25 protein-coding genes are annotated in these 24,079 nt (G+C 66.5%); 15 read left to right on the forward strand and 10 right to left on the reverse strand.

Annotation, left to right across the window (positions count from 1 at the left end; translation table 11 throughout):
• Positions 1-103 precede the first annotated feature (103 nt).
• On the forward strand, positions 104-739 hold the full coding sequence (gene folE, locus ACQY46_RS19075; protein ID WP_428697562.1) for a GTP cyclohydrolase I FolE: 636 nt from the start codon (positions 104-106) through the stop codon (positions 737-739).
• A gap of 47 nt (positions 740-786) precedes the next feature.
• Entirely contained in the window at positions 787-1,239 is a 453-nt protein-coding gene (hisI, locus tag ACQY46_RS19080; RefSeq protein WP_428697563.1) for a phosphoribosyl-AMP cyclohydrolase, read from the forward strand.
• Positions 1,240-1,394: 155 nt separating this feature from the next.
• On the opposite strand, the gene ACQY46_RS19085 is transcribed toward hisI, so the two are convergent.
• Both ACQY46_RS19085 and ACQY46_RS19090 read right to left on the reverse strand, forming a co-directional pair.
• Positions 1,395-1,826: a CBS domain-containing protein gene (locus ACQY46_RS19085; protein ID WP_428697564.1), complete on the reverse strand. Its 432-nt coding sequence runs from the start codon at positions 1,824-1,826 to the stop codon at positions 1,395-1,397.
• Between the two features lie 114 nt (positions 1,827-1,940).
• The gene (locus tag ACQY46_RS19090) at positions 1,941-2,720 is read right to left on the reverse strand and encodes a rhomboid family intramembrane serine protease (protein ID WP_428697565.1); all 780 of its coding nucleotides are present in this window, start codon (positions 2,718-2,720) and stop codon (positions 1,941-1,943) included.
• Positions 2,721-3,245: 525 nt separating this feature from the next.
• Here ACQY46_RS19090 and ACQY46_RS19095 point away from each other — a divergent pair.
• The 3 genes from ACQY46_RS19095 to ACQY46_RS19105 all read left to right on the forward strand — a co-directional run bounded on the left by ACQY46_RS19095 (position 3,246) and on the right by ACQY46_RS19105 (position 5,958).
• Positions 3,246-3,899 (forward strand): PAS domain-containing protein, encoded by a 654-nt coding sequence (locus ACQY46_RS19095; RefSeq protein ID WP_428697566.1) that lies wholly within the window; start codon positions 3,246-3,248, stop codon positions 3,897-3,899.
• Between the two features lie 119 nt (positions 3,900-4,018).
• Positions 4,019-4,639 (forward strand): PilZ domain-containing protein, encoded by a 621-nt coding sequence (locus ACQY46_RS19100; protein ID WP_428697567.1) that lies wholly within the window; start codon positions 4,019-4,021, stop codon positions 4,637-4,639.
• 689 nt (positions 4,640-5,328) lie between these two features.
• Positions 5,329-5,958, forward strand: a complete 630-nt coding sequence (locus tag ACQY46_RS19105) for a transglutaminase-like cysteine peptidase (RefSeq protein WP_428697568.1) — start codon at positions 5,329-5,331, stop codon at positions 5,956-5,958.
• A 282-nt stretch (positions 5,959-6,240) separates the two neighbouring features.
• On the opposite strand, the gene ACQY46_RS19110 is transcribed toward ACQY46_RS19105, so the two are convergent.
• Together ACQY46_RS19110 and ACQY46_RS19115 are read right to left on the reverse strand one after the other, a co-directional pair.
• Entirely contained in the window at positions 6,241-6,774 is a 534-nt protein-coding gene (locus ACQY46_RS19110) for a gamma carbonic anhydrase family protein (RefSeq protein WP_428697569.1), read from the reverse strand.
• 96 nt (positions 6,775-6,870) lie between these two features.
• Positions 6,871-7,188, reverse strand: coding sequence for a DUF6949 family protein (locus ACQY46_RS19115; protein ID WP_306030765.1), 318 nt, complete (start codon positions 7,186-7,188; stop codon positions 6,871-6,873).
• Positions 7,189-7,411: 223 nt separating this feature from the next.
• Between ACQY46_RS19115 and ACQY46_RS19120 the strand changes: the two genes are divergently transcribed.
• Entirely contained in the window at positions 7,412-8,137 is a 726-nt protein-coding gene (locus ACQY46_RS19120) for a hypothetical protein (RefSeq protein WP_428697570.1), read from the forward strand.
• A gap of 120 nt (positions 8,138-8,257) precedes the next feature.
• On the opposite strand, the gene ACQY46_RS19125 is transcribed toward ACQY46_RS19120, so the two are convergent.
• Entirely contained in the window at positions 8,258-8,476 is a 219-nt protein-coding gene (locus tag ACQY46_RS19125) for a DUF3126 family protein (protein WP_306030763.1), read from the reverse strand.
• Between the two features lie 270 nt (positions 8,477-8,746).
• Positions 8,747-9,586, reverse strand: coding sequence for a serine O-acetyltransferase (gene cysE, locus ACQY46_RS19130; protein WP_428697571.1), 840 nt, complete (start codon positions 9,584-9,586; stop codon positions 8,747-8,749).
• Between the two features lie 258 nt (positions 9,587-9,844).
• Here cysE and ACQY46_RS19135 point away from each other — a divergent pair, with 258 nt between their 5' ends.
• Positions 9,845-10,693: an enoyl-CoA hydratase gene (locus tag ACQY46_RS19135; RefSeq protein WP_428697572.1), complete on the forward strand. Its 849-nt coding sequence runs from the start codon at positions 9,845-9,847 to the stop codon at positions 10,691-10,693.
• Positions 10,694-11,226: 533 nt separating this feature from the next.
• Here the strand turns inward: ACQY46_RS19135 and ACQY46_RS19140 are convergent.
• Entirely contained in the window at positions 11,227-12,120 is an 894-nt protein-coding gene (locus ACQY46_RS19140; protein ID WP_428697573.1) for an alpha/beta fold hydrolase, read from the reverse strand.
• Entirely contained in the window at positions 12,117-12,884 is a 768-nt protein-coding gene (locus ACQY46_RS19145) for an alpha/beta fold hydrolase (protein WP_428697574.1), read from the reverse strand. Before ACQY46_RS19145 ends, ACQY46_RS19140 begins: the two co-directional genes overlap by 4 nt.
• Positions 12,885-13,134: 250 nt before the next feature.
• On the opposite strand from ACQY46_RS19145, the gene ACQY46_RS19150 reads away from it, so the two are divergent.
• The 5 genes from ACQY46_RS19150 (at position 13,135) to ACQY46_RS19170 (ending at position 16,883) form a co-directional block, all read left to right on the forward strand.
• Positions 13,135-13,380 (forward strand): zinc-finger domain-containing protein, encoded by a 246-nt coding sequence (locus ACQY46_RS19150; RefSeq protein WP_428697575.1) that lies wholly within the window; start codon positions 13,135-13,137, stop codon positions 13,378-13,380.
• A gap of 25 nt (positions 13,381-13,405) precedes the next feature.
• Positions 13,406-14,626 carry an FAD-dependent monooxygenase gene (locus ACQY46_RS19155; RefSeq protein WP_428697576.1) on the forward strand — a complete coding sequence of 407 codons (1,221 nt, stop codon included), beginning with the start codon at positions 13,406-13,408 and terminating at the stop codon, positions 14,624-14,626.
• Between the two features lie 67 nt (positions 14,627-14,693).
• The gene (locus ACQY46_RS19160) at positions 14,694-15,443 is read left to right on the forward strand and encodes a competence/damage-inducible protein A (protein WP_428697577.1); all 750 of its coding nucleotides are present in this window, start codon (positions 14,694-14,696) and stop codon (positions 15,441-15,443) included.
• A 31-nt stretch (positions 15,444-15,474) separates the two neighbouring features.
• A complete protein-coding gene (gpt, locus tag ACQY46_RS19165) occupies positions 15,475-15,984 on the forward strand; it encodes a xanthine phosphoribosyltransferase (protein ID WP_428697578.1) in 510 nt (169 codons plus the stop codon).
• Between the two features lie 146 nt (positions 15,985-16,130).
• Complete coding sequence (locus ACQY46_RS19170; protein WP_428697579.1) at positions 16,131-16,883, forward strand: L,D-transpeptidase; 753 nt, start codon at positions 16,131-16,133, stop codon at positions 16,881-16,883.
• Between the two features lie 24 nt (positions 16,884-16,907).
• On the opposite strand, the gene sfsA is transcribed toward ACQY46_RS19170, so the two are convergent.
• Both sfsA and ACQY46_RS19180 read right to left on the reverse strand, forming a co-directional pair.
• A complete protein-coding gene (sfsA, locus tag ACQY46_RS19175; RefSeq protein WP_428697580.1) occupies positions 16,908-17,615 on the reverse strand; it encodes a DNA/RNA nuclease SfsA in 708 nt (235 codons plus the stop codon).
• A gap of 51 nt (positions 17,616-17,666) precedes the next feature.
• Positions 17,667-19,112, reverse strand: a complete 1,446-nt coding sequence (locus tag ACQY46_RS19180) for a TrkH family potassium uptake protein (protein WP_428697581.1) — start codon at positions 19,110-19,112, stop codon at positions 17,667-17,669.
• Positions 19,113-19,649: 537 nt separating this feature from the next.
• Here ACQY46_RS19180 and ACQY46_RS19185 point away from each other — a divergent pair.
• The 3 genes from ACQY46_RS19185 to ACQY46_RS19195 all read left to right on the forward strand — a co-directional run bounded on the left by ACQY46_RS19185 (position 19,650) and on the right by ACQY46_RS19195 (position 24,047).
• Complete coding sequence (locus ACQY46_RS19185) at positions 19,650-20,156, forward strand: sigma-70 family RNA polymerase sigma factor (protein WP_428697582.1); 507 nt, start codon at positions 19,650-19,652, stop codon at positions 20,154-20,156.
• Between the two features lie 147 nt (positions 20,157-20,303).
• Positions 20,304-21,269 (forward strand): FecR family protein, encoded by a 966-nt coding sequence (locus ACQY46_RS19190; RefSeq protein WP_428697583.1) that lies wholly within the window; start codon positions 20,304-20,306, stop codon positions 21,267-21,269.
• A 189-nt stretch (positions 21,270-21,458) separates the two neighbouring features.
• On the forward strand, positions 21,459-24,047 hold the full coding sequence (locus tag ACQY46_RS19195; RefSeq protein WP_428697584.1) for a TonB-dependent hemoglobin/transferrin/lactoferrin family receptor: 2,589 nt from the start codon (positions 21,459-21,461) through the stop codon (positions 24,045-24,047).
• Positions 24,048-24,079 lie beyond the last annotated feature (32 nt).

A 24,079-nucleotide genomic window follows, 5' to 3' on the forward strand; every position in this document is an offset into this window, starting at 1 on the left:
TCCCGTCTCCGCCGAGACGGCCCGGAAGCAGCGGTCCGTGTGGTCCGAACAGTCGGGAGACGCGTAGGCCATGCGGAATACAGTACAAACGGGAGAGCCCGCGATGGATGCCATCTTGAAACCGGTCGCGCAGCGCGGCGATGCAGCGGACGCATCGCTCGGACGCCCGACGCGCGAGCAGGCCGAGGCGGCCGTGCGCACCTTGCTGGCATGGGCGGGCGACAACCCGGAACGCGAAGGCGTCCTCGACACGCCCAAGCGCGTGGCCAAGGCCTATGAGGAGATCTTCTCCGGCTACTTCCAGGATCCGGCGGAACACCTGCAGCGGACTTTCGAGGATGTCGGCGGCTACGACGACATCGTGCTGGTGCGCGGCATCCCGTTCTTTTCCCATTGCGAACACCACATGCTGCCCTTCATCGGCGAGGCGCATGTCGCCTACTATCCCACGGACGGGGTCGTCGGCCTGTCGAAGATCGCAAGGGTGGTGGACATCTTCGCCAAGCGCCTGCAGACGCAGGAAAACCTGACGGCGCAGATCGTCGACGCGCTCGACACCAATCTCGCCCCGCGCGGCATCGCCGTGATGCTCGAGGCCGAGCATCAGTGCATGACCATGCGCGGCGTGCAGAAGCGCGGCGTCTCGACCATCACCACCCAGTTCACCGGCGTCTTCCGCGACGATCCGAACGAACAGGTCCGTTTCATGAGCCTTGTCCGCGACACCCGTCGCGGCTGAGGCCTCAATCGATCGAGGGACGCGCCGCCCGGCGCGGGCAACCGGACATGACCGAACTTTCCTTCGCCGGGCGCGGCAGCAAGGCCGAGATCGAGGGCGGCGACGCCTTCCAGCCGAAATTCGACGCCGACGGGCTGATCGCCTGCGTCGTCACGGATGCCGATGACGGCGCCGTGCTGATGGTCGGCTACATGAACGCCGAAGCGCTCGCCCGCACCATCGAGACGGGCGAGGCCTGCTACTGGAGCCGGTCCCGGCAGTCCTTCTGGAAGAAGGGCGAGACCTCCGGTCAGGTCCAGAGCGTCGTCGAGATCCTCACCGACTGCGACCAGGACGCCCTCGTCCTCAAGGTCCGGGTCGCCGGCAATGGCGCCACCTGCCATGTCGGCTACCGGTCCTGCTTCTACCGCCGCATCGCCCGCGCCGCCGACGGATCGGTCCGTCTCGAGATGACCGGCGGCGAGCGCGTCTACGATCCGAAGGACGTCTACGGCAGCTGACGGGCCGGCCGGCCCGGGCGGCCGGCAAGCTCCCCGCCCTTCAGATCCCCGCGCTTCAGATCCCCGCCTCTCAGGTCATGGCCCGCAGATCCCGGCTCCTCGGGTCATGGCCCTCAGGTCATGGCCCTCAGGTCATGGCCCTCAGGTCATGGCCCTCAGGTCATGGCGATGTAGTTGCGCATGTCCTCGGCTTCCTGCTCGATCTGCGCGATGCGGTGCTTGACCACGTCGCCGATCGAGATCAGCCCGTCGAGCTTGCCGTCCTTCACCACCGGCACGTGGCGGAAGCGCCCGCCCGTCATCCGCGCCATCACCGTGTTGACGGTCTCCATCGGATCGCAGGTGACGACCCGCGCGGTCATGTAGGCCGAAACCGGCTTGTCCAGCGCATCCGTGCCGTCCTCCGAGATGGCGCGCACCACGTCGCGCTCGGAGATGATGCCGTTGATGCTTCCCTTGGCGTCGGTGATGACGATGGCGCCGATACGCTGCGCTCCCAGGATGGCGCAGATCTCGCGCATCGACGTCTCGGCGCGTTCCGTCGTCACGTCCCGCCCCTTCTGGTTGAGAATAGATGCGACAGTCATCTTGTACCTCCCGGGTGGCTTGTCGTCGCTTCGGCGGCCCTTCGAGCCACCGCCTTAAGGCATCATGACAAATCCGCGCCCCGGCGCAATCGGCAAAGCTTGCGGGCCTCCCGTTCAGCTCCGGCGCAGGCGCACCGGATCGAACAGCGGAAACAGCAGGAAACCGGCGACGAAGCCGCCGATATGGGCCTCCCAGGCAATGCTTGCCCCCTCTCCGGCAATCGGCAGGGAGATGATGCCGAACAGCAGATTGATGCCGAACCAGACCAGCAGGAACATCGCCACCTTGGGATTGGAGAGCGACTCAAGCGCGCCACTGGCCGGAACCCGGTAGGCGAAGGCATCCGTCCGGCGCATGGCGCCGAGCGGGCCGCCGAGCTGGAAGACGAACCGCGTCGCCGCCGCCATCTGCCCGGAAATCGCCGCCGAGGCCCCGATCATCGGCACCGTCTCGCCGAAATGCATCGCAAGGTGCAGGCCGGCGCCAGCGACGGCGCACACCGCCGACAGAAGCAGGAAGCGCAGCGTACCGAAGCGCCGGGCGACCGCGCTGCCGAACACGGCCATCCACATCACGTTGACGAAGAGATGCCCCCATCCGCCATGCAGGAAGGCATAGGTGAGGAAGGTCCACACAAGCGCGGCCTCGCCGCCAGGCAGCTGGTACTGGGCAACGGCGTCCGGCAGGTAGCGCAAGGGCAGAAAGCCGAAGGTCACGAGCAGTTCGAAGCGGCCGTCCTGCGACAGCATGTAGGTCGCCATGAGATGGATCGCGATCAGCAGCATCGCCAGCGTCGAGACCACGCGCGGGAGATTGAAGATCGGTTCGGCGGGTGGCGGCGGCGGCGGCGTCAGCATCCGCTCCGGGTCGTCCTTGGTCACGGGATCGAGCATGAGGGTCCTTGGCGTCAACGCAGTGTTGTGTCGGCACGAAACGGTTGCCCGGAACCTGTCCCGATTCCGGATGCCGCCCCGGCTCACATCGGCCCGATCCAGGTCCCAGTCAAGATAGCCCCTGCTCGCGATCTGACAAAAGGTCGTGCCGACGGGCAAGAAAAAACCGTCCGCCGCGCAACGGGCGCGATCCGGACGGTTTCAAGTAGGGCCGGCAAGGCGCTTTGCGCGCCCGCCCGGCAAGTCGAGGTCAGTTCCATCTACGGTGCAGGTAAGCTTGTATTCACCAACTGCCCGATCTTGCGCAGTTATCCACCTCTACGGCAATCGCTACCCTTCGTTAACCCTAATGACAGGTTAACGGAAACGCTCAACTGCTTGGCATGCCGCCTGCTTCGTATCCCCCAGGAAACGCGGAAGCCGCCGCAAGTGTCCCGAATTCGGACATCTCCGGTGGCTGAAGTCCCGCAAATGCACGCGGCCGCACAGAACGCCGTTCACGCGGCCAGGGGGGCGAGGAACACGATGAAACATCCGGTCACACAGCGGCTGTACGAGTATTGGGACGGGCTGCGCGACACCCGCCCCGCTCCCGATCGCAGCGAGATCGAGCCGGCGCGTATCCGCAGCGTGCTCGGTGACACGTTCATCCTGGAGCTGGTCGACCGCGCGACCTATCGCTACCGTCTTGCCGGGACGCGCCTGTGCGCCCTGCACTGCCGCGAGCTGAAGAACCGCAACATCCTGCGCGGCTGGTCCCCGGAAGACCACGAAGCGCTCGGCACGCTGCTCGCCGCCGTGACCGAGGATGCCGCGGCCGCGGTGATCGGCATCAGCGGCTACACCGAGCGCAAGCAGAGCGTCGACATGGAGATGCTGCTTCTGCCACTGCACATTCCCGGCGAGGGGTGCAGCCGGGTGCTGGGGTCCTGCGTCGCGCTCGAGCAGCCGTACTGGGCCGGCATGCATCCGATTCTTTCGCAGACCGTGAAGAGCGTCCGCCTCATCTGGCCGGACGAGCGGCCCGCCTTCCTCAGCATGCGCGGCAATGTCGCCACCAGCCCCGTCCCCCAGCTTGGCCGCCATTCCTCGGCGATCCAGGCCATCACCGCGCTGCCGGTCGCGGCCAATGCCCGCCAGGTACAGCATCTGACAGTCATCGAGGGCGGGAAGTCTTGACGGAAGCACCGCCGAGACGGGTTGCACTTACCAAGTGTTAACTGTCGCTCCCTATCTTCCCAATTGCAGTGTTCACGCGGCATGTCGTGCCGTTGTGCTCCAGGGAAGGTCGATGACGGATGGCGCAAGCCACGGCACTCACATACATGACGGCTGCCGCAGCGAAGCAACTTGACCTTCGCCGGCATGCACGCGTCCCGGTCAATATCCTTGGCCGCTTCATGCTTGAAGACCGTCGCGAGTATCCGTGCCAGATCATCGACATGTCGCCCGGCGGCGCCGCGCTGATCGCGCCCGTCAGTGCCCGTATCGGTGAGCGCGTCATCGCCTATATCGACCATATCGGCCGTATCGAAGGCGAGGTCGTGCGCGAGATCGAGGGCGGCTTCGCCATTCGCATCAACGCGCCGCTGCGCAAGCGCGACAAGCTCGCCAATGTGCTGACCTGGCTGGTCAACCGCGACGTCCTGAACCTTCCGGAAGACCGTCGCCACGACCGCTTCACGCCGAAAAACCCGTTCACGCAAATCGTTCTGGACGACGGGCGCAGCTACAAGTCGCGCATCATCGACGTGTCGCTGTCGGGCGCCTCGCTGAAGACCGATGTGAGGCCCGAAATCGGCCTGGCGATCGGGATCGGCAAGATGCGCGCCCGTGTGGTTCGCCACACCGAAGACGGCATCGCCGTCGAGTTCGCGCATATCCAGAACCGCTCCCTGCTCGAACAGCACATTTCCTGATACGCCGACCGCGCTCCTGAAAGCCGAATCCGGCGCCCCCTCCGGCGAGACAGGTCGCTTGCGCGAGTTTGCCGGGCGGCGTCGCGCTTTTTTGGCCCGTCTTGCGGGTGGCCCGTCTTGCCGGCCCCGCCCGCATGGCCCGCAGGGTTTTCACGTTACAGCTTCCGTGACTTTCCCGGCGGGCGCCTGAGGTCCGGTTCGAAACCGTGCCCGAAACGGCCGCCGCAAGGACCGCCCCCTCCGGAACGTCTCTCTTGTCGTTCGGCCTGACGCCGGCGGACCGGAACCGGCGCGCCCGCTTTTCGAGCCGCAACTTGTGGCGATCCCTTGCCCGGCACGCCCAAGCCCGCCCCAATCCGCTCGTTCCTGAAAAAAAATCTCCCGAAAACCGCCCGGCGGCAACGCCCCCATGGTCGTCCGGATCGAGGCCTCGGCATGCCTTGATGCCCTCCTCTCCTTGTTGCGGACAAACCAGGCCGAGAGCGAGAAAGCGCGCATTTCTGCGCTTTTTCGCTCTGCGCCGAGCGATCGATAAAATTTTACTCAAATCAAGATAAAAATCAAATAAAAACAAGATAAAACTTGATGTTTATTTGAATTCACTTCACTTCAAATCCAACAACGCACCTTAGATCAGGATAAAAATCGTACTGCCATTGTGTCTTCAACCTTGGGGAAGGGATGAAGACATGACAAAGACAACAAACAAACTGAAGTATATTGCCGTGGCGTTGGGCATGGCCGCTGCCATGCTCTCCGCCGATGCCGCATTGGCGGATCAGCGGGCCGGCCGTTTCATGGATGTCGGCGCCGCAGCCAAAGCCCCCGTCGGTCATATCGGCTTCTGTCGGGAGAACCCCGATGAATGCAGGACCGGAAAGGGCGGCGCGGTGGTCGTGAAGCTCGACCGCGACCGCTGGAACGAACTGATCGCGGTCAATGCCGAGGTCAACAAGCGGGTCCGGCCGGTTACCGACATCGAACTGTTCGGCGTCGAGGAATACTGGACCTATCCGAGCGACGGCGTCGGCGACTGCGAGGAATACGTGCTGGAGAAGCAGCGCGTGCTGGTCCGGCGCGGTTGGCCGAAAAGCGCCCTGCTCATCACCGTGGTCAAGGACACCAACAACGCGGGGCACGCGGTGCTGACGGTGCGCACCGATCAGGGCGACGTCATTCTCGACAACCAGATCGAGGCCGTCCTGCCCTGGTATTCGGCGCCCTATCGCTTCGTCAAACGCCAGTCTGTGAAGAGCCCGGCGAAATGGGCCGCGATCTCGGATCGCCGGACCAGCACCGTCGCCAGCCTTGCCGATTAAGGCAAGGTCGGGCGAGGCCTCACCCAGTTTGCGCGCGAGGCCGCGCCAGGACGAAAGGACAGAGCGGCCCTTGCCGCCATGACGAGACACTCCGGATCCGGCGGGCTCCGCCGGACCCGACAAGCTTCCGTCTCCCCGGAGACGGCCTGCGGGACATTGTTTGCGCCCGACACCTAAGCAACCAGGCCCATCCCCCTCCCCCACACACGCCGGGTCGGGTTGCCCGGCCGGTCCCCTGTCAAAAGGGGGCCGGCCATTTTTTTTGCAAAAGGAGGTGTTGGCTCAGCCGCCGACCGGCGCAAGACCCGCCTTGAAGCGGCGCCAGTTGCGCACATAGGCCTCGGCCGAGGCGACAAGGCCCCGCACCGCTTCCTCGTCGAGCGCCCGCACCACCCGGCCCGGCATGCCGACGACGAGGGAATTGTCGGGGATGTCCTTGCCCTCGGCGACCAGCGCATTCGCACCCACAATGCAGTTGCGGCCGATCCTCGCGCCGTTCAGCACCGTCGCGCCCATGCCGACAAGGCTGTTCTCGCCGATCGTGCAACCATGCAGGATCGCCTTGTGGCCGATGGTGCAGTTGCGCCCGATGTCGAGCGGAAAGCCCATGTCGGTATGCAGCACGCAGCCGTCCTGCACGTTGGAGCCTTCGCCAATGGTGATCGTCTCGTTGTCGCCGCGCAGGGTCGCGCCGAACCACACGCTCGCCGCCCGCTCCAGGATCACAGCGCCGATCACCGCCGCGTCCGGCGCGATCCAGAAGTCGCCATCGGCCGGCGTCACGGGAATACGGTCGTCGAGGCGGTAGGTCGTCATGGCGGGAACTCGCATTTGGTCGGACACGGGGTGGGGCCGGCAGCGATGGCCGGGCAACAGGCGAGCCGGCATCGGTCCGGCTCGCGGACCGCCAGTCTACAGCATCACAACGAGCATGAAATGCACCACCATCACGCCGGAGCACAGGCTCCACATTCCGGCGATGGTGGAGGACGCGACAAGCCAGCCAAGCGGTCGCTGCTCGATACGCCGTCCGCGAATCGCGTTACGCATGATGATGAACGGTCCGGCAAAGACACACAGAACGCAGGACATGACGCCCTTGATCCAGGTCTCGACCGAAATATTGAACCGCAAGGGTTCACCCGTCACCAACTGATAGAAACTGCCGGTGATTCCGGAAATCACAAAGCCCGCGCAGCCGAGATAGGCAGCCAGTGCCAGTTCGCTCATGATGCCGTTAACCCCCCGTTAACCAATGTTCTGGGACCTTAAACTTGAACTCGGGTTCTGTTCCAGCAAATTGCATGCCGTTTCCGCAACCCCATTAACGGACTGGTAACCATAAAATGGCGAGCGCACTGCCCCTCGTCCCGCGACAAAACGGGACACCTGTCCCGCGACGGGACAGCAAGGCGAGCCGCCGGGACACCGGTCCTGCAGCAGGAGCGCGCGGATGATGCCGCTGATCCTGCCGAGCGGAACGGGAATGCGCGCCCGGCACTTCACCCCGATGGTTCTGGCTCTGGCGCTTGCCGGCACGGCCCTCGTCGTGCACACGGTCGGCAAGTGGATGAACTACACCCGCGCGCCCTCCGGCTGGAGCGAAAGCGCCGACCGGGTGCCCGTGCAGCTCGGTTCCGTCAGCCTCAAGGTTCCGGCGAACCTGATGCGCCGGGTCGAGGAGCGCATTGCCGGCGGCCCCGTCGAGCGTCTCAGCCTGGCGGTGCTCTGGCCGTCCATGGACGGCTACAGTGAATTCAACGCCCGCCTCTTCGCGGATTCCGGCGACCGTTCGCCGGTCATGCTGATCGGCGCCACCGCCACCGGAACGCTGCCGGAGATGAACACCAGCGAGCGCCTCGAACGTGTGTGGATGTCGCTGGCCTCCGGCGAGCCGCTGCCCGGCCCGGCGGGCCTTGCCCTGTTGCCCCTGCCGGGAGATGCGGAAAGCGGCACCGGTTTCGTCGCCCACCGCGCCGAGGGAGGCACGCTCTTCGCCGCGCGCTGCTTCACCCCGCGCGATGCCGCCCTTGCCGCCAATTGCGAGCGAAGCATTCGCGTCGCCCCGGGCCTCTTCGTCACCTACCGCTTCCGCCAGGCCCTGCTCGAACACTGGCGCGACATGGATGCCGCGGTGACCGGGCTGGTCGCCTCGTTCCGGCCGGAAGCCGCCTCCTGAGGCGGCCCCACATCACCGCCTTGCGCATAAAAAAACGGGCGCCCGCATGCCGCGTCGCCCGTTTTCGTTCCGTGTTCAAGTGGCGCTCCCGTCACGGACGGGAGGCCTTTCGTCAGGCGCTCAGCCCTCGTCGATATCGTAGGACAGGATGGCCATCTGGAAGTTCCAGCTCAGGTCGTCGTCGTCATCATCGTCGCGGTAGATGACGCCGATGAACTCGTCGCCGATATAGACCTCGGCGGAATCGTCCTTCTTCGGCCGCGCCCGGACGACAAGCTTCTGCAGCTCGAATTTCTTCTGGAGGTAGGCTTCGAGCTTGCGGATCTCGTCAGGCTTCACGAAAGGCTCCTTTCGGCGACCGTCACGGTGGCGGGACGGTTCTTCTTCGATGCGGTTTCGGATTGTCCCGGTCGGCGACGGGCGGGACCGCCCCGTTCGCGAACGCGAAACGGAACGGTGGCCGAGTATTGCCGGCTCCGGACCAGCCCGCCGGAGGGGCGGCAAGGCTGGCATCCGTGAAGCTGGACCCTACACAATCACGCGCACGAACCAAGGGAAAAGGCGCGCCTTTTCCCCAAGCCATGGCAAAAACCGGCAATCGCGGTCGCCTCAGCCGGCGCCGCCGCCCTCTTCCGAGGCGAGCAGCTGGTTCATCGTGCGCGACGGCTCGGCACAGCCTGCCGCCCCGACCACGCGCGCCGGCACGCCGGCCACGGTCGAGTTGGCCGGCACGTCGGTCAGCACCACCGAGCCCGAGGCGATCTTCGAGCAGTGGCCGATCTCGATATTGCCGAGCACCTTCGCACCCGCGCCCACCAGCACCCCGTTGCGGATCTTCGGGTGCCGGTCGCCCTCTTCCTTGCCCGTGCCGCCCAGCGTCACGTTCTGCAGGATCGAGACATTGTCGCCGATCTGGGCGGTCGCACCGACCACGATACCGGTGGCATGGTCCATGAAGACGCCCACGCCAACGGGAACCGCCGGGTGGATGTCGACCTGGAACGTCTCCGAGGAGCGGCTCTGCAGGTAGAGGGCGAAATCCTTGCGCCCGCGCCGCCACAGCCAGTTGGCCAGCCGGTGGGTCTGCAGCGCGTGGAACCCCTTGAAATAGAGCAGCGGCTCGAGGAACCGGGTGCAGGCCGGATCGCGGTCGTAGACGGCGACGAGATCGACACGGAACGCCTCGGCGATCTCGCGGCTGTCGACAAGCGCCTCCAGATAGGTCTGGCGGATCAGCGACGGCGACACCACGACATGGCCGAGCCGGTCGGCCAGCCGGTGCACCACCGCCTCCTCGAGGCGGTCGTGATTGAGTACGGTCTCGTAGGCGAAGGACGCGAGCGCCGGTTCGCACCGGACCATCGCCTCCGCTTCATCGCGCAGGCGATCCCACACGGGATCGTGGCGCGCCAGGGGGGCTGCGTCCGTAAGGGGGGTGGATTGCGGCATGCCTGCCTCCTTGTGGACCCGCCGCCGGCCACATCCGGGTCGGTCTGGCGGTCCGTTTCAAGCACTCGTCATGGACAACATCTTACAGCGATGTAAGGAAGGATGGCCATAGGTCAAGCGGGCTTGTGGCCGTCGCGGAAACCTCTTTCGTTCACGAATGCGCGCTCCTGATACGGGCGGCGAATGGACTGGTTCGCGCGACATTGCAACAAGCGCCCTTGCGGGCATTCCCGGCAGCCCGGCCTTGAGGAGACCGACATGACGACACCGGCAGCGGACACCGACGCCAACACTGCATCGACCCGGACGCGGGACACCGCCGTCGCCGGGCGTGTCCGCATCGAGACCGAGGGACAGATCGGCTGGATCGTCATCGACAACGAGCCCCGCCGCAATGCACTCACCCTCGCCATGTGGGCGGCGATACCCGAGGCCGTGGCAAGGCTTTGCGCCGATCCCGGCTTGCGGGTGATCGTGCTGCGCGGCGCAGGGAGCGACACATTCGTTGCCGGGGCGGATATCTCGGAGTTCGAGACCGTGCGCCGCGATGCCGCTTCCGCGCGCGCCTACGAGGCCGCCAACGTGGCCGCTTTCGACGCGCTGCGCGAGGCCACCCTGCCGACGATCGCGATGGTGCGCGGCTTCTGCCTGGGCGGCGGCTTCGCCCTCGCCGCCGCCTGCGACCTGCGCATCGCCGATGCGACCGCGCGTTTCGGCATTCCCGCCGCCCGGCTCGGCGTCGGCTATCCGCCATCGGCCATCGCCGACGTCGTCCGCCTCGTCGGGCCCTCGCGCGCCAAGCTGATATTCTTCACCGCGCGCCAGTTCGGCGCGTCCGAGGCACAGGGCCTCGGCATCGTCGACGCGCTGGCGACGGAGACGCCCCTGGAGCAGGCGACGCGGGAGCTGGCACAGGCCGTCGCACACGGCGCGCCGCTGACACTGAGGGCAGCAAAGGCCGGCATCGATGCACTGACCGCGCGCCTCTCGCCCGCCGACCTTGCCACCTGCCAGGCGCTGGCCGATGCCTGCTTCGAAAGCGCGGACTTCGCCGAAGGCCGCACGGCCTTCATGGACAAACGCGCCCCCCGCTTCACCGGCAGCTAGGGTCGGGACCCAGGTCCGAAACCAGGCCGCTCCTTTCGGGGATAACGGGGACACTCGCGCGCCGGAGTCATTTCGTTAACCGACTCCTTGCAGCGTGAAACCAGATACCCCGGAACGGGCCGTCCGCCCGCGGTCGAAACGCCGCCTTCCCGTGCTTGACGGCGGCTCCCGCGCCTGATTCCATGCCGCAGTCTGCTGCTTGATTCTCTTTGCGAAGCGCTTGAATCGGATTGTCAGCACGAACCGGAGAAACCGGTTTAAAAGCGCCTGAATTTTCTTTCAAACAAGTACCTTGAAGAGCTTTTCTAAGGCAATGCTTCAGCACGTCCGCGCTCTTCGAATTAACTTTCGATTAACCATGTAAACAATTGCCAAAAAAGAAAAAATCAAACCGAAGCCGCGACAGCGCGGACCCGATCCTGCACCACACAGGAAATGTCTCCGGGCCGCCACCGAGGCGAACGTGATTGCCCGCGCCGGCACCTGCCGGCCACGCTCGCGGGAGACTGGGGACAGGTTGGGAGCGGTCGCTCTCAGGCGGCCTTGAGCTGGTCGAGGAAGCGGACCACGGCGCCGGCGAAAGCATCGTTGCGGTCCCCGGCGACCATGTGGCCGGCCCCTTCCACATCGGCATACTGGGCATGCGGCACGAGGGTCATGAACTCCTCGACATGGTGGTCGCTCACCAGTTCCGAGCGTCCCCCGCGCACCAGCAGCACCGGAAGCTTGAGCGTCCGCGCGGCTGCCACCAGTTCATCCTCGATGTGATGCGGTTCGACCTCGCGGTCGTGGTGCCCGCCCAGGAAGCGCGGGTCCCAATGCCACCGGTAGCGGCCATCCGCATGTCGCCGCAGGTTCTTGGCGAGCCCGTCGAGACTGCTCGGCCGCTTGCGGTGCGGCAGGTAGCGGGCAATCGCATCGGCCGCCTCCTCCACGCTCGCGAAGCCGTTCTCGATCCGGTCCGACATGAAGGAGATCACCTTGTTGACGCCCGAGGGATCCATGCGCGGCGTGATGTCGACAAGCACCAGCGCCGACAGCGCGCCCGCCTGCAGCCGCCCCTCCGCCAGCAGCGAGGCAATGCCGCCGAGCGAGGCGCCGATGGCGATCGGACGGGCTCCGGTGTCACTCTTGATGCGCTCGGAAACGGCGACCACGTCGCGGGCGAAATCGCTAAAGTCATAGGCGCCGCTTTCCACCCAGTCGCTGTCGCCATGGCCGCGCTGGTCCATGCACCAGGCCTGGAAGCCGCGCTGCGCCAGCCGCGTGCCGGTCGCGTCCCAGGCATGCCGGGTCTGGCCGCCGCCATGCAGCAGCAGCACCGGCCGCCCCGCCGCGCCGAACCGGTCGGCGACGAGCCGGTTGCCGTCCGCGCCGGTGAACTCGCCCGTGAAGTCGCCGGTGAACTCGGCGATGCGCCCGCTCATGCCACTCCGCCCCGCGAGACAGTCTCCAGGAAGCGCAGCGCGCCGGCCTTGTAGACCTTGTCGCCCACGGCGACCATGTGATCGCGGTCGGGGATGTCGAGCACCTCCGCACGGGGCATCAGCCGGGCGAGCCCGCTGGCGGATCCCGCGATATCGTCCTTGGTGCCGATCGCCACGAGGGCGGGTTGGGAAATCCGCGAGACCTCCTCCGCGCTGATCTTCTGGCGCGAGGAGCGCATGCAGGCGGCCAGCGCCAGCCGGTCGGAATTGGTCTGCTCGGCAAAGGCGCGGAAGGCCCGGCCGGTCCTGTCGGGCACGTCCGACAGCTTCTCCGCCTCCAGCGCTGCGGCGATCGGTTCGGGATCGCCAACGCCGGTGATCATGCCGGTGCCGAGGCCGCCGAAGATGACGCTGCGCACCCGCTGCGGGTGGTTGAGGGCGAGGAACGCCGTGATCCGCGCGCCCATCGAATAGCCCATGACGTCGGTGCGGGCGATGTCGAGATGGTCGAGCAGGCGGCGGGCATCCTCCGCCATGGTCGGCGCGCCATAGTCTTCCGGCCTGTGGCTGCCCTGGCTTTGGCCGTGACCCCGGTTGTCGATGGCGATCACCCGGCGGCCGGCCTCGGTCAACAGCTTGACCCAGCCGGGATACACCCAGTTCACCTCCTTGTTGGAGGCAAACCCGTGGATCAGCAGGATGGGCTCGCCCCGCCCCTCATCCAGGTAGGAAAGGCGCAGGTCGGCGGACTCGAAATGGGGCATTGCAAGATTACCTTGACGTAAACGTAAAACGGACAGAGGCCTACGATAGTTTGACAGGGCCGCGATGAAAAGCCCCGCGCGCACCGTGCCGCCAGGCGCACCCCTCTCCTTCATGCGGCATGCGCACGCCATCGTCCCGCGACACCATGCCCGCGCGCCGGGATACGGCGACTTCCCACTGTTCAAACCCGTCCTTCCTGCGTATGGTCCGCCAAATCTCAAGGGACTCAAGAAACGACGGACAAATGCGATGGCGCATGCTGCAATCCCCCACTTCCAGAACGACCGCGGCCACGACGCGATCGAGATCGGCGCGAAGGAATTCCAGTGCATCGGCGCACGCCCGCCCTTCGATCATCCTCATGTCTTTCTCGACATGGGCGACGACAACGAGATCGTCTGTCCCTACTGCTCCACGCTCTACCGTTTCAGTTCCGCGCTGAGCGCCGGCGAGAGCAATCCGTCCGACTGCGTCTGGACCCCCGAGGCCGCCTGAGCACGGGCGCGGCCGGAGACGCCGAATGGCTCAGTCCCGTTCCGACGCGAACCGCCTGTTCATCGCGGGCGCGGGCATAGGCGGCCTGACGGCCGCCCTGGCCCTGTCGCGCCGGGCACGGCCGGTGACGGTGATCGAGCAGGCCGCGACGCTCGAGCCGGTCGGCTCCGGACTGCAACTCTCTCCAAACGCCATGCATGTGCTGCGCGGTCTCGGCCTTGAAGAGGCGCTGCTCCGGCACGCGGTCGCGCCCCGGGCGATCCGCATCATGTCGGCCCGCAGCGGAAGCACCCTTACGGAAATCCCGCTCGCCGAACAGGCCGAGCAGCGCTACGGCGCGCCCTATCTGGTGATCCACCGGGCCGACCTGCAGTCCGTCCTGCTCAAGGCCGCCAGGGCCTCGGCCGGCATCACGCTGCGGTTCGGCACCCGACTGCGCGACGCCTCGCAAAATGCCGGCGCGGTCAAGGTCGAACTGGAACAGGTGGCGAGCGATGGCGGCGCATCCCATGTCGACCACCATTCAGGCGCCGGCCTGATCGGCGCCGACGGCGTCTGGTCGACCGTGCGCCGGCGGGTCATGAACCTGCGCCAGGCGGTGTTCAGCGGTCGCACGGCCTACCGTGCGGTCATCCCCGCCGACGACGTGCCGAAAGAATGGCGCGATGTCACCGGGCTCTGGCTCGGCGCCAATGCCCATGTGGTTCACTATCCGGTATCCGGCGGCAGCCAGTTCAACCTGGTCGCCCTGGTCAGCGAGGACTGGCAGGAAGAGCGCTGGTCGGCGCCCGCGAACCGCGACGCGCTGCTCGCGCGTTTCGCCGACTGGCCGCCGGCCTGCCGCGATCTTCTCGCCCGGCCTCCCTCCTGGCTCAAATGGGCGCTGTGCGGCATGGACCCCGGCACCGACTGGGTCGACGGCCGGATCGCGCTGATGGGCGATGCCGCGCATGCGATGCTGCCTTTCGCGGCACAGGGCGCGGGCATGTCGATCGAGGACGGCGAGGCGCTGGCCCGCGCCATCGACGGGATCGCCGACGTGCCGCAGGCCTTGCGCGCCTATCAGGCGGAGCGCCAGAACCGGGCCGACAAGGTGCTCCGGCTGGCCCGCGCCAACGACCGCGTCTATCACATGAGCGGACCGATGGCGCTGGCCCGTGACGCCGTCATGCGGGGATTGCCCGCCGAACGGCTTCTCGCGCGGCTCGATTGGCTATATGGATGGCGACCTCCCGCCGCCGGTTGAGCGTGCGGAGGGCCAGACGGCAGGCCAGGCGCATGATCGCCTGCGAAACACGAAGGGGCGGATCGGCATGAGTGCTGACCAGGTGTCGGACATTGTCACGGCTGGCTTTCTCGTCATCGGCGACGAGATCCTCTCGGGCCGGACCAAGGACAAGAATATCGGCTACCTTGCCGAATACCTCACCGCCATCGGCATCGAGCTGTCGGAAGTGCGCATCGTTCCGGATATCGAGGAGCGCATTGTCGAGGCGGTGCGCGCGCTCAGCGCCCGCTACACCTATGTCTTCACCTCCGGCGGCATCGGCCCCACCCATGACGACATCACCGCCGATTCCATCGCCAGGGCATTCAACGTTCCCATCGACCACGACCCGCGCGCGATCGCCATTCTCACCGCCTTCTATCCGGAGGGCCAGTTGACCGAGGCCCGGGCCCGCATGGCCCGCATTCCGCAAGGGGCGGACCTGATCGAGAACTCCGTGTCGAAGGCGCCGGGCTTCCGCATCGGCAATGTGCATGTGATGGCCGGCGTACCGGCAATCATGCAGGCCATGCTCGACGCGATCGCCCCGACCCTGCGCACCGGCGCGAAGATGCATTCGCTGGCCGTCGACGCGGATCTTCCCGAAAGCCGCGTCGCCGGCGCGCTGCGCGAGATCCAGGAGGCCCATCCCGGCGTCCTGATCGGATCCTATCCGCGCTCGATCGACGGGCGCTTCTCCACCCAGGTCGTGGTGCGTTCCCGCGACACGGAGCTCCTCGAACGCGCCGGCGCGGCCGTGCGTTCCGCCATCGAGGCCGTCGCCGCAGCCACCTGACCACATGACCGACCGAACAGGACCGACCCGCATGGAAAACCCGCAACCCCCGAAAGCCTTTCCCGTCTCCTGGGACCAGTTCCACCGCGACTGCCGCGCCCTCGCCTGGCGCCTGTCGAGCCAGGGCAAGTGGGAAGCCATCGTTTGCATCACCCGTGGCGGCCTCGTGCCGGCGGCGATCGTTGCCCGGGAACTCGGCATCCGGATGATCGAGACGGTCTGCGTCGCCTCCTATCACGACTACGAATCGCAAGGCGCCCTGGAGGTGATCAAGCCGGTCGATCACAACGTCATCGACCTCAATGCGGGCAAGGGATCGAGCGTTCTGGTGATCGACGATCTCGTCGACACCGGCAAGACCGCGCGCGTCGTGCGCGAGATGCTGCCGGACGCGCATTTCGCCACCGTCTATGCCAAGCCGATGGGCCGCCCCCTTGTCGACACGTTCGTGACGGAAGTTTCCCAGGATACCTGGATCTATTTCCCCTGGGACATGGGTTGGCAGTTCCAGCCGCCGATTTCCACCAACACCCAGGGTTGACGTCGCGGCGGCGGCGCTTCCGGCGACGCGCGCGGACGTGCCTGCGAAAGGCGAAGCTTCCCGCTCTGCGCAAGGCTGCCTTGCGCTCGCGGGAAAGTGAGGATGTGCCCATATTTTGGCGCAATTTCTCAGCCTATAACGGCGCCATGACACAGGATCTCGATTTGCGGCGCACCGGCGCCCTCCACAAAGGCTCGCGGCTTTCAGGCTCCGGCCCGCTCAGCCGCCGCAGCCTGCTCGTCGGCCTTGGTTCGCTTGCGCTTGCGGGCTGCCAGAGCACTGGCTCGAACCCGCGCCTGCAGACCATGGGCGTTGCCCCCGCGGCGCCGGCCATCGACCCGTACTATCTGCAGATGTACGCGGCCATGCCCCAGGAGAAGTTCCCTGTGCCGGCGGTCGACCTGCGCAAGGTCGACCCTGTCTATTTCCGCCAGGTCGTGCCCTACTCCACTTCGGAGCGCGCCGGCACCCTTATCGTCGATACGCCCAACCGGTTCCTCTATCTGGTGATGGAAAACGGCCAGGCGCTGCGCTACGGCGTCGGCATCGGCCGCGCCGGCTTCTCGTGGGGCGGACGGGCCCGCATCGCCTACAAGCGTGCCTGGCCGCGCTGGACGCCGCCGGCCGAGATGATCGCCCGCCAGCCGGAACTCGAGCCGTATCGCAACGGCATGGAGCCGGGCCTCGACAACCCGCTCGGCGCCCGCGCGCTTTACATCTTCGAGGGCGGTCGCGACACCATCTACCGCATTCACGGCACGATGGAAGCCTGGACCATCGGCAAGGCGGTCTCTTCCGGTTGCGTGCGCCTGCTCAACCAGGACGTCATCGACCTTGCCGCGCGCGTGCCGAACGACACGCCCATCGTCGTGCAGCAGGGCGGCGAAGGCATCGCCTGAGGCTGACGTGGTCGCGCCAGCGCCTCAGGCCAGAAGCCTGACGGTCCGCTCGGCAACGATCTCCTCGCATGTGACCCGGCAGCCGATCGCATAGGCCTCGACACCGCGCGCCCGCGCCGCGTCGAAGGCCGCCGCATAGGCAGGGTCGAGGTCGCGCGCAAAAGACAGCCGGTCGCAGTCCGGCCGCTGGACGAGATAGACCATCGCGGCGCGCGCGCCCTGTTCGACCATGTCGCCCATCTCCACCAGATGCTTGGCGCCGCGCGCGGTGACGGAATCGGGAAACTCCGCCAGCCCCGCCTCGCGCATCAGGTGGACATTCTTCACCTCGACATAGGCCGGCGGGCCGCCCTCGCCCTGTTCCAGCAGGATGTCGATGCGCGAGTTCTTGCCGTACTTGACCTCGCGGCGCAGGCCGGTGAACCCGGCCAGTTCCGGCACCAGGCCCGCTCTCAGCGCCTCTTCCACCAGCCCGTTGGGATGCGCGGTGTTGATGCCGACGAGCGCGCCGTCCGCCTCGACGATCTCCCAGGAGAATTTCAGCTTGCGCGCCGGGTTGTCGGACCGCGACAGCCAGACCCGCGATCCCTCGTCCTTGAGGCCGAGCATGGAGCCGGGATTGGCGCAATGCGCGGTGACAGCCTCCCCGCCCTCGTCGAGGATGACATCGGCGAGGAAGCGCTTGTAGCGCTTGACGAGACGGCCGGAGACGAGCGGCGAGGAAAAGCGCAAGACAACCTCCTGAAGGAAACGCGGCCTGAGGGAAACGCGGGCCGGGCCGGATCAGCGCGACCAGAAATCCGGATCGAGCAGCACCAGCACGGTGAACAGTTCAAGCCGGCCCATCAGCATGGCGAAGGACAGGATCCATTTCGCGCCATCCGGGATCGGCGCGAAATTGCCGGAGGGGCCGATGATCGGGCCAAGGCCCGGGCCGACATTGCCGACCGAAGTCGCGGCCGCCGAAAGCGCCGTGACCAGGTCGAGATCGAAGCTGGCCAGCACCAGGGTCAGCACCCCGACCGTCCCCATGTAGACCACGAGGAAGGCAAGCACCGAGAACGACAGGTCCTGTGTCAGGCGCGTGTTGCCGTATTCCTCGGAAAGCACCCGGTTCGGGCGCACCATGCGGCGCAGATGGGCACGCACCGTGCCGAAGAAGACGAGGAAGCGGAACATCTTGATGCCGCCGGTCGTCGACCCGGTGCAGCCGCCGACGAATTTCAGCAAAAGGGCCAGCACGACGATGGGCGCGCCCCAAGTCGTGTAGTCGCCATAGGCATAACCGGTGCCGGTGACGATGGCGATCATGTTGAAGGCCGAAATGCGCAGCGCCTCGCCGAAGGGCACCCGGTGCTCCAGCCCCAGATAGACCGTGACCGCCAGCGACACCAGCACGATGAAGCCGAAGAACGCCCTCACCTGCGGATCCCGCCAGAGCGACAGCGGCTTGCCGCGCAGCGCCTGGATGATCAGCACGAAGGGCAGCGAGCCGATCACCATGAACAGGATCGCGATCCAGCTCGTCGCCGGATTGGTGAAATGGCCGAAGGACGCGTCATGCGTCGAGTAGCCGCCGGTGGCGATCGTCGTGAAGGCGTGGTTGACCGCATCGAACACGCTCATGCCCGTCGCCCAGTAGCCCAGCGCGCAGGCCAGCGTCAGGAACAGGTAGGAGACGCCGATCAGCCGCACCAGCTCGATGGAGCGGGCAACGATCTTCTCGCTGCGGTCGGAATTCTCCGTCTGGAACAGCTGCATGCCGCCGATCTTGAGGAAGGGCAGCAGCACGATGGCCATGACGACGATGCCGACGCCCCCCATCCACTGCATCAGCGAGCGCCACACCAGCAGCCCCGGCGGCAGCCCGTCGAGCCCCGACAAGACGGTCGAGCCTGTCGTGGTAAAGCCCGAGACCGCCTCGAACACGGCATCGGCATAGCCGATGCCCAGCCACAGGAAGGGCAGCGCCCCGAAGGCCGGCAGGGTCAGCCATGCAAGCGTCGTCAGCACGAAGGTCTGGCGCAGGTCGAGCCCCTCCGTCAGCGAGCCGCCGACGGCAACCGACAACAGCAGGCCGATCAGCCCGGTGATCAGCGCCGACATGACGAAGGCCTGCCAGTCGGCATTGCGCGCCGCGACATCAACCATCGCCGGGATCAGCATGGCGGTCGCAAGGCCCACATAGAGGAAGCCGAGGACATTGAGGACGGGACGAAGTGAAATCACGTTGCGGGCGTCTTTCGTCGTCTACGGTTCGCGATCAGTTCGTCTCCCGGCCGCCGCGGGCCGCCGGCACGCAGGGCGGGACCGGAACCCGCACGGCGCAAAGGCCGAAGAATTTTAGATCCTGCAGGCCCGTCCGTATAGCCTTGTATTGAAACGTAAAACCGGATTTCGCCCGGAAGCGGCCAGATCGTGTGCGCGAATTATGCTCGCCCGGCGGACATCCCGGACCTCATCCGCCCGTCGCCTCGCGGCGGCACGGGCATTCGGCTGCCAACCTACCATCTTCCCCAGCCGAGCCAAGTACAAGCCTGGGCGGACATGGTCAAGGCTTCGCGCGGCCGCCGCACGCCGCGCCGGATGCACATCGTCCGGCATCGCCCCGCCGGTTGCGGCAGCGCCGCATCGCACCGTTGCATGACCTTGCGGTTTCCAGTACCGAAACCCTTGCGAGTAGCCGAAAGCCATCTCCCCTGAAGGTCTGGGGCAACGCCAGGCCATGCCCGGACGGATACGGGCAAGCGAGCGGAGGCACGGCTGTTGGCGTTCGCCCGAACAAGCATCGAGACATACCGGCTCCACCGGAGGCAGCTTGTCGACTACGCGGCATCCATCGTCGGCGACCGGGCGCGGGGCGAGGATATCGTCCAGGAAGCCTTCATCCGGCTCGACCATGCAATGGCCCTGCGCGAGATCGGCGAGCCGCTCGGCTACCTGCGCCGCATCGTGCGCAACCTGGCTCTCGACTGGTGCCGGCGCCAGGCCGGCGAGCTGCGCCTGTTCGACCCCGATGCCGAGGTGGAGGAGGCGCTCGACGAGCGGCCCTCGATCGAGGAGGACCTGGCGCGGCGCGAGCAGCTGCGCATTCTCGTGGACGCCCTTGCCGAACTCCCGGACCGCACCCGGCGCGCGCTGGAGATGCACCGGTTCGAGGGACTGAAGCTGCGCGAGATCGCCGCGCACCTCGACATCTCGGTCTCCCTCGCCCATGCGCTGGTGGTCCAGGGGCTGGATCATTGCCGCAAACGCCTTGCCAGAAGGTCATGAGCGGATTCTTGTGAAAAAACCGACGGCCCAAACGTCATTCATACAGGCGGTATGGCGGCTGCGGCGCGTCTTGCTGGCCGTACCGGGATAGAGGGAGACGCGGCCATCGAACCGCACGAGGACATGGACGGGCGGGCCCGGGCGGCAATGAGCTGGCTCATCGCCCTGAAGGACGACCCGGAGGATGCGGAACTGGCGCGTCGCATCGACGCCTGGTGCGCGGAAGCGGCGGAGAACGCGCGCGCCTATGCCGATGCGCTTGATCTGTGGGATCTGCTTGGCGAGGTGCCGGCGAACCGGCGCCTCCCCGCACCGCCACGCCCCCTCGCCCCGGCGGCCGCGGGAGTGCCGCCCGCCGCAACCCGGACGCAGGCTCCGCGACAACGGGCGGGCCGCATCCTCGCCGCGGGCACCGCATTGGCGATGGCCGCTTGTCTTGCGATCTTCGTCCTTCCCGGTCTTTGGATCTGGCTTGCCGCCGATCACGCGACCGGCACCGCCGAATTGCGGGACATTCGGCTTGAGGACGGTTCCCTGGTCACGCTGGGCGCGGAAACCGCCATCGACGTGGTGTTCGAGACGGATCGCAGGCATGTGCGCCTTCTCTCCGGCATTGCCTTCTTCGACGTGACGAGCGACCCCGGCCGGCCCTTCGTGGTCGAGGCGGCGGGCGTGGAGACCCGCGTCAAGGGCACCAGCTTCGAGGTCGGCATGGCCGGCGGCGCGGTGGGCGTTGCCGTTTCCTCCGGACACGTGGAGGTCGCCCCCGACCGCCAGGAGAACGCGCGCCCGCTCGGCATGCGCCCCGGCGACTGGAGCAGGGTTGACGGCGCACGGACGGTCGAACGCGGCAGGATCGCGCCCGAACGCGTGGCGACCTGGCGCCAGGGTCTCCTGACCGCGAATGACGAGACGGTCGCCGGGATTGCCGAGGACATCGGACGCTACTACCCCGGGATCGTGCTCGTGGTCGGTGGGGATCTTGCCCGCCAGCGCGTCTCGGGCGTCTATCGGACCGGGGATCCGGTTCGCGCGCTGGAGGCGGTGGCGGCCGCTCACGGGGCCGTTCTGCGTCAGGCAGGCCCCTGGCTTCTCATTCTGTCTTCGATTTAACTATTTGAGTTTACTACAAAATAAAACATGAGTTTTTTTATCAGGAAAAAACCGGCCCTGCTTCGTCCTTTCAGTGAGAGAGGCGCTCTGGAGCACGTTCCACAGCGCCCCGTCGCATGAGGAAAGTGAAGGTTGGCAATGCAGGGTGGCTTGAAAAGGGGGAACGCGCGGCGCCGGTTGTCCGGGGCGATGCTCGCCGGAATTTCGGCCTCGGGGCTCGTCGCGGGATCACCGGCCCATGCACAGGTCCCGGCCCATGAACAGGCCCAGGAACAGGCACAGGACACGGCCGCCCTCGTCGGCGAGGAAAGGGCCCGGTTCCGCATCCCGGCGCAGCCGCTGTCGAGCGCGTTGTCCGTCTTCGGCCAGCAGGCGGGTCTCCAGGTTTCGGTGAACGCGGCGGCGGTGCGGGGGCTCTCGGCACCGGCGCTGTCGGGCGAACTGACCAGACGCGGCGCGCTCGGCCGGCTTCTGGCCGGCTCCGGGCTCTCCTGGCGCTCCGGCGGTCCGCGCACGGTGATCGTCTATGCCCCTGGACAGGCAGCCGGGACGGCAAATGTCGGCGACACGACCGTGCTCGACCCGGTCGTGCTGTCCAGCTTCGACGACGGCTCCGGCTACCAGGGCACGCCCGACTGGGTCTACTCGAGCGCCAGCAGCATCAGCGTCGTCTCGCGCGAACTGATCGAGCAGGCCCCGGCGCGCAACACCCGCGATCTGCTGGACACGGTTTCCGGTGTCTATGTCAACCGCTCCGAAGGGCAGAACCCGGGCATCGCGATCAACATCCGCGGCCTGCAGGACCAGAACCGCGTCGTCACGATGGTCGACGGCGCGCGCCAGAATTTCCAGCGCAGCGGCCATGGCGCGAGCCAGCGGGCCTATGTCGACACGGCCTTCATCCGCGAGATCGACGTGGAGAAGGCGGCCACCACGGGCGTGGGCGGCGCCGGCGCGCTCGGCGGAACGGTCAACTTCCGCACCCTGGAAGCGGGCGACATCATCGAGCCCGGCCGGACCTGGGGCGTCGAGGCCAGCGCCGGCGCGGGCACCAATGCCCTCGATTTCGACGGCTCCCTCACGGCCGCCGCCCGCGTTTCCGACCGGTTTTCGGTGATCGCCGGCATCAGCCACAAGAAAGTCGGCTCCTACGATGTCGGCAAGAACGGAAACATCGAGCTCTGGGACGATTTCACCTATGTGGACGGTGCCGTCGTCTTCACCGGTCAGGACGTGCTGACGACCTTCCTCAAGGGCGAGGCCGAGCTCGGCGACAGCCTGAAGTTCACCCTGAGCTGGATGCGCAACCGGACGGATTCAAGCCAGGGCTCCTTTTCCCCCAGCACCGGTTTCGACGAGGATCTGGAGGAAATCACCAACAACACCATCGTTGCCAGGGCCGACTGGAACCCGGACAGCGATCTCGTCGATCTGAAGGCGAGCCTTTGGTACAACCACCTGGCCAATGACGAGACGCGCGGCTACGTGCTCGATCCGGACGTGCTCTTCCCGGTCGACTACGCCATGGCGACGATCGGCGGCTCGCTTGAAAACACCAGCCGTTTCGACGTCGCCTTCGGCGCCCTCTCCGTCAACTACGGCATGGAGATGTTCCACGACGACGGCACCACGCAGGTCGACAGCGGCTACCTCGCCACCGCGTATCCTGTCAGCGACGGCGGCATCGATCTGGGGGTCGGGTTCAACGGCACCAATCCGAACGGTCGCCGCACCATGCTCAGCGGTTTCGCCAATGTCACGCTGGAGCATGACGACTGGCTGACCCTGTCGGGCGGCTTGCGCTACGACCATTCCAGGCTCTGGGGCTCGACCACGATTTACGGAAACTCGGTCCGCACGCAGGTGCCGTGCGATCCTGGCGACACCAGCTTCACGTGTCGCCGGTTCGGATACCGGTGGGTCAACGTCTATCCGGGTGCCGATCTCTCGGTCGACCGCTCGGACGGGGCGCTGCTGCCCAATGCCATGGTGACGGTCCAGCCCTTCGACTGGCTGCAGACCTTCGCCCGCTTCTCGCAAAGCTACCGGGCCCCCTCGGTCATGGAGGCGCTGATCGCCGGCGGTCATCCGCCCCCCGCTCTGCCGGTCAACAACGCGCCCAATCCGGACCTGAAGCCCGAGCAGGGCAACACCTACGAGATCGGCGCGAACGTCTCGCGCAACGGCGTGTTCTCCGCGGAAGACGGGTTTCGCATGAAGGCCGTCGCCTTCTACCGCGAGATCGAGGACTACATCTCCATGGGCACGGTGCACCGGGCCGAGTTCAACAAGGACTACACCTCCTATGTGAACGTGGACGGCACGACGCGGATGAGCGGTGTCGAGATCGAGGCCAGCTATGACGCCGGCCTGTACTATCTCGGCGGTGCCTTTACCTGGCTTCATACCGATTTCGGCAGCACCTACACCTATCAGGGCGTGTCGCAGCCGGTGGAGCCGTCGGTGATCTTCGTGCCGCCGGAGTTCAAGGTGACGCTGGACGCCGGTGTGCGCCTGCTGGACAGGCGGTTGACGCTGGGCGCCCGGATGAACCATGTCGGCGGCACGAATCCCGGCATCGGTTCGCTCGCCTCGGGCTATGTCACCAGCGACTACACGCTCGTCGACCTCTACGGTTCAATCAGGTTCAACGACCACGCCAGGCTGCGCTTCGGGGTCAACAACCTGACCGATGTTGCCTATGTGCCGGCGCTCGGCGCGGAGTCGCTCCCCGCCCCCGGACGGACCATCACCGCCTCCTTCAACGTCAAGTTCTGACGAGACCCGCGGTGCCGGAAAACGGCACCGCG

Origin of the sequence: Stappia sp. (assembly GCF_965276915.1) — a bacterium.
Taxonomy (GTDB): domain Bacteria; phylum Pseudomonadota; class Alphaproteobacteria; order Rhizobiales; family Stappiaceae; genus Stappia.

Excerpts from the sequence above, each read along its gene's own strand:
- ACQY46_RS19150 (WP_428697575.1), top strand. The coding sequence starts at position 13,135 with ATGGCGCATGCTGCAATCCCCCACTTCCAGAACGACCGCGGCCACGAC.
- ACQY46_RS19140 (WP_428697573.1), bottom strand. The coding sequence starts at position 12,120 with ATGAGCGGGCGCATCGCCGAGTTCACCGGCGACTTCACGGGCGAGTTC.
- ACQY46_RS19155 (WP_428697576.1), top strand. The coding sequence starts at position 13,406 with ATGGCTCAGTCCCGTTCCGACGCGAACCGCCTGTTCATCGCGGGCGCG.
- ACQY46_RS19115 (WP_306030765.1), bottom strand. The coding sequence starts at position 7,188 with ATGAGCGAACTGGCACTGGCTGCCTATCTCGGCTGCGCGGGCTTTGTG.
- ACQY46_RS19120 (WP_428697570.1), top strand. The coding sequence starts at position 7,412 with ATGATGCCGCTGATCCTGCCGAGCGGAACGGGAATGCGCGCCCGGCAC.
- folE (WP_428697562.1), top strand. The coding sequence starts at position 104 with ATGGATGCCATCTTGAAACCGGTCGCGCAGCGCGGCGATGCAGCGGAC.
- ACQY46_RS19110 (WP_428697569.1), bottom strand. The coding sequence starts at position 6,774 with ATGACGACCTACCGCCTCGACGACCGTATTCCCGTGACGCCGGCCGAT.
- ACQY46_RS19195 (WP_428697584.1), top strand. The coding sequence starts at position 21,459 with ATGCTCGCCGGAATTTCGGCCTCGGGGCTCGTCGCGGGATCACCGGCC.
- ACQY46_RS19100 (WP_428697567.1), top strand. The coding sequence starts at position 4,019 with ATGGCGCAAGCCACGGCACTCACATACATGACGGCTGCCGCAGCGAAG.
- ACQY46_RS19085 (WP_428697564.1), bottom strand. The coding sequence starts at position 1,826 with ATGACTGTCGCATCTATTCTCAACCAGAAGGGGCGGGACGTGACGACG.
- ACQY46_RS19190 (WP_428697583.1), top strand. The coding sequence starts at position 20,304 with ATGAGCTGGCTCATCGCCCTGAAGGACGACCCGGAGGATGCGGAACTG.
- gpt (WP_428697578.1), top strand. The coding sequence starts at position 15,475 with ATGGAAAACCCGCAACCCCCGAAAGCCTTTCCCGTCTCCTGGGACCAG.
- ACQY46_RS19090 (WP_428697565.1), bottom strand. The coding sequence starts at position 2,720 with ATGCTCGATCCCGTGACCAAGGACGACCCGGAGCGGATGCTGACGCCG.
- ACQY46_RS19095 (WP_428697566.1), top strand. The coding sequence starts at position 3,246 with ATGAAACATCCGGTCACACAGCGGCTGTACGAGTATTGGGACGGGCTG.
- hisI (WP_428697563.1), top strand. The coding sequence starts at position 787 with ATGACCGAACTTTCCTTCGCCGGGCGCGGCAGCAAGGCCGAGATCGAG.
- ACQY46_RS19160 (WP_428697577.1), top strand. The coding sequence starts at position 14,694 with ATGAGTGCTGACCAGGTGTCGGACATTGTCACGGCTGGCTTTCTCGTC.
- cysE (WP_428697571.1), bottom strand. The coding sequence starts at position 9,586 with ATGCCGCAATCCACCCCCCTTACGGACGCAGCCCCCCTGGCGCGCCAC.
- ACQY46_RS19145 (WP_428697574.1), bottom strand. The coding sequence starts at position 12,884 with ATGCCCCATTTCGAGTCCGCCGACCTGCGCCTTTCCTACCTGGATGAG.
- ACQY46_RS19105 (WP_428697568.1), top strand. The coding sequence starts at position 5,329 with ATGACAAAGACAACAAACAAACTGAAGTATATTGCCGTGGCGTTGGGC.
- ACQY46_RS19135 (WP_428697572.1), top strand. The coding sequence starts at position 9,845 with ATGACGACACCGGCAGCGGACACCGACGCCAACACTGCATCGACCCGG.
- ACQY46_RS19170 (WP_428697579.1), top strand. The coding sequence starts at position 16,131 with ATGACACAGGATCTCGATTTGCGGCGCACCGGCGCCCTCCACAAAGGC.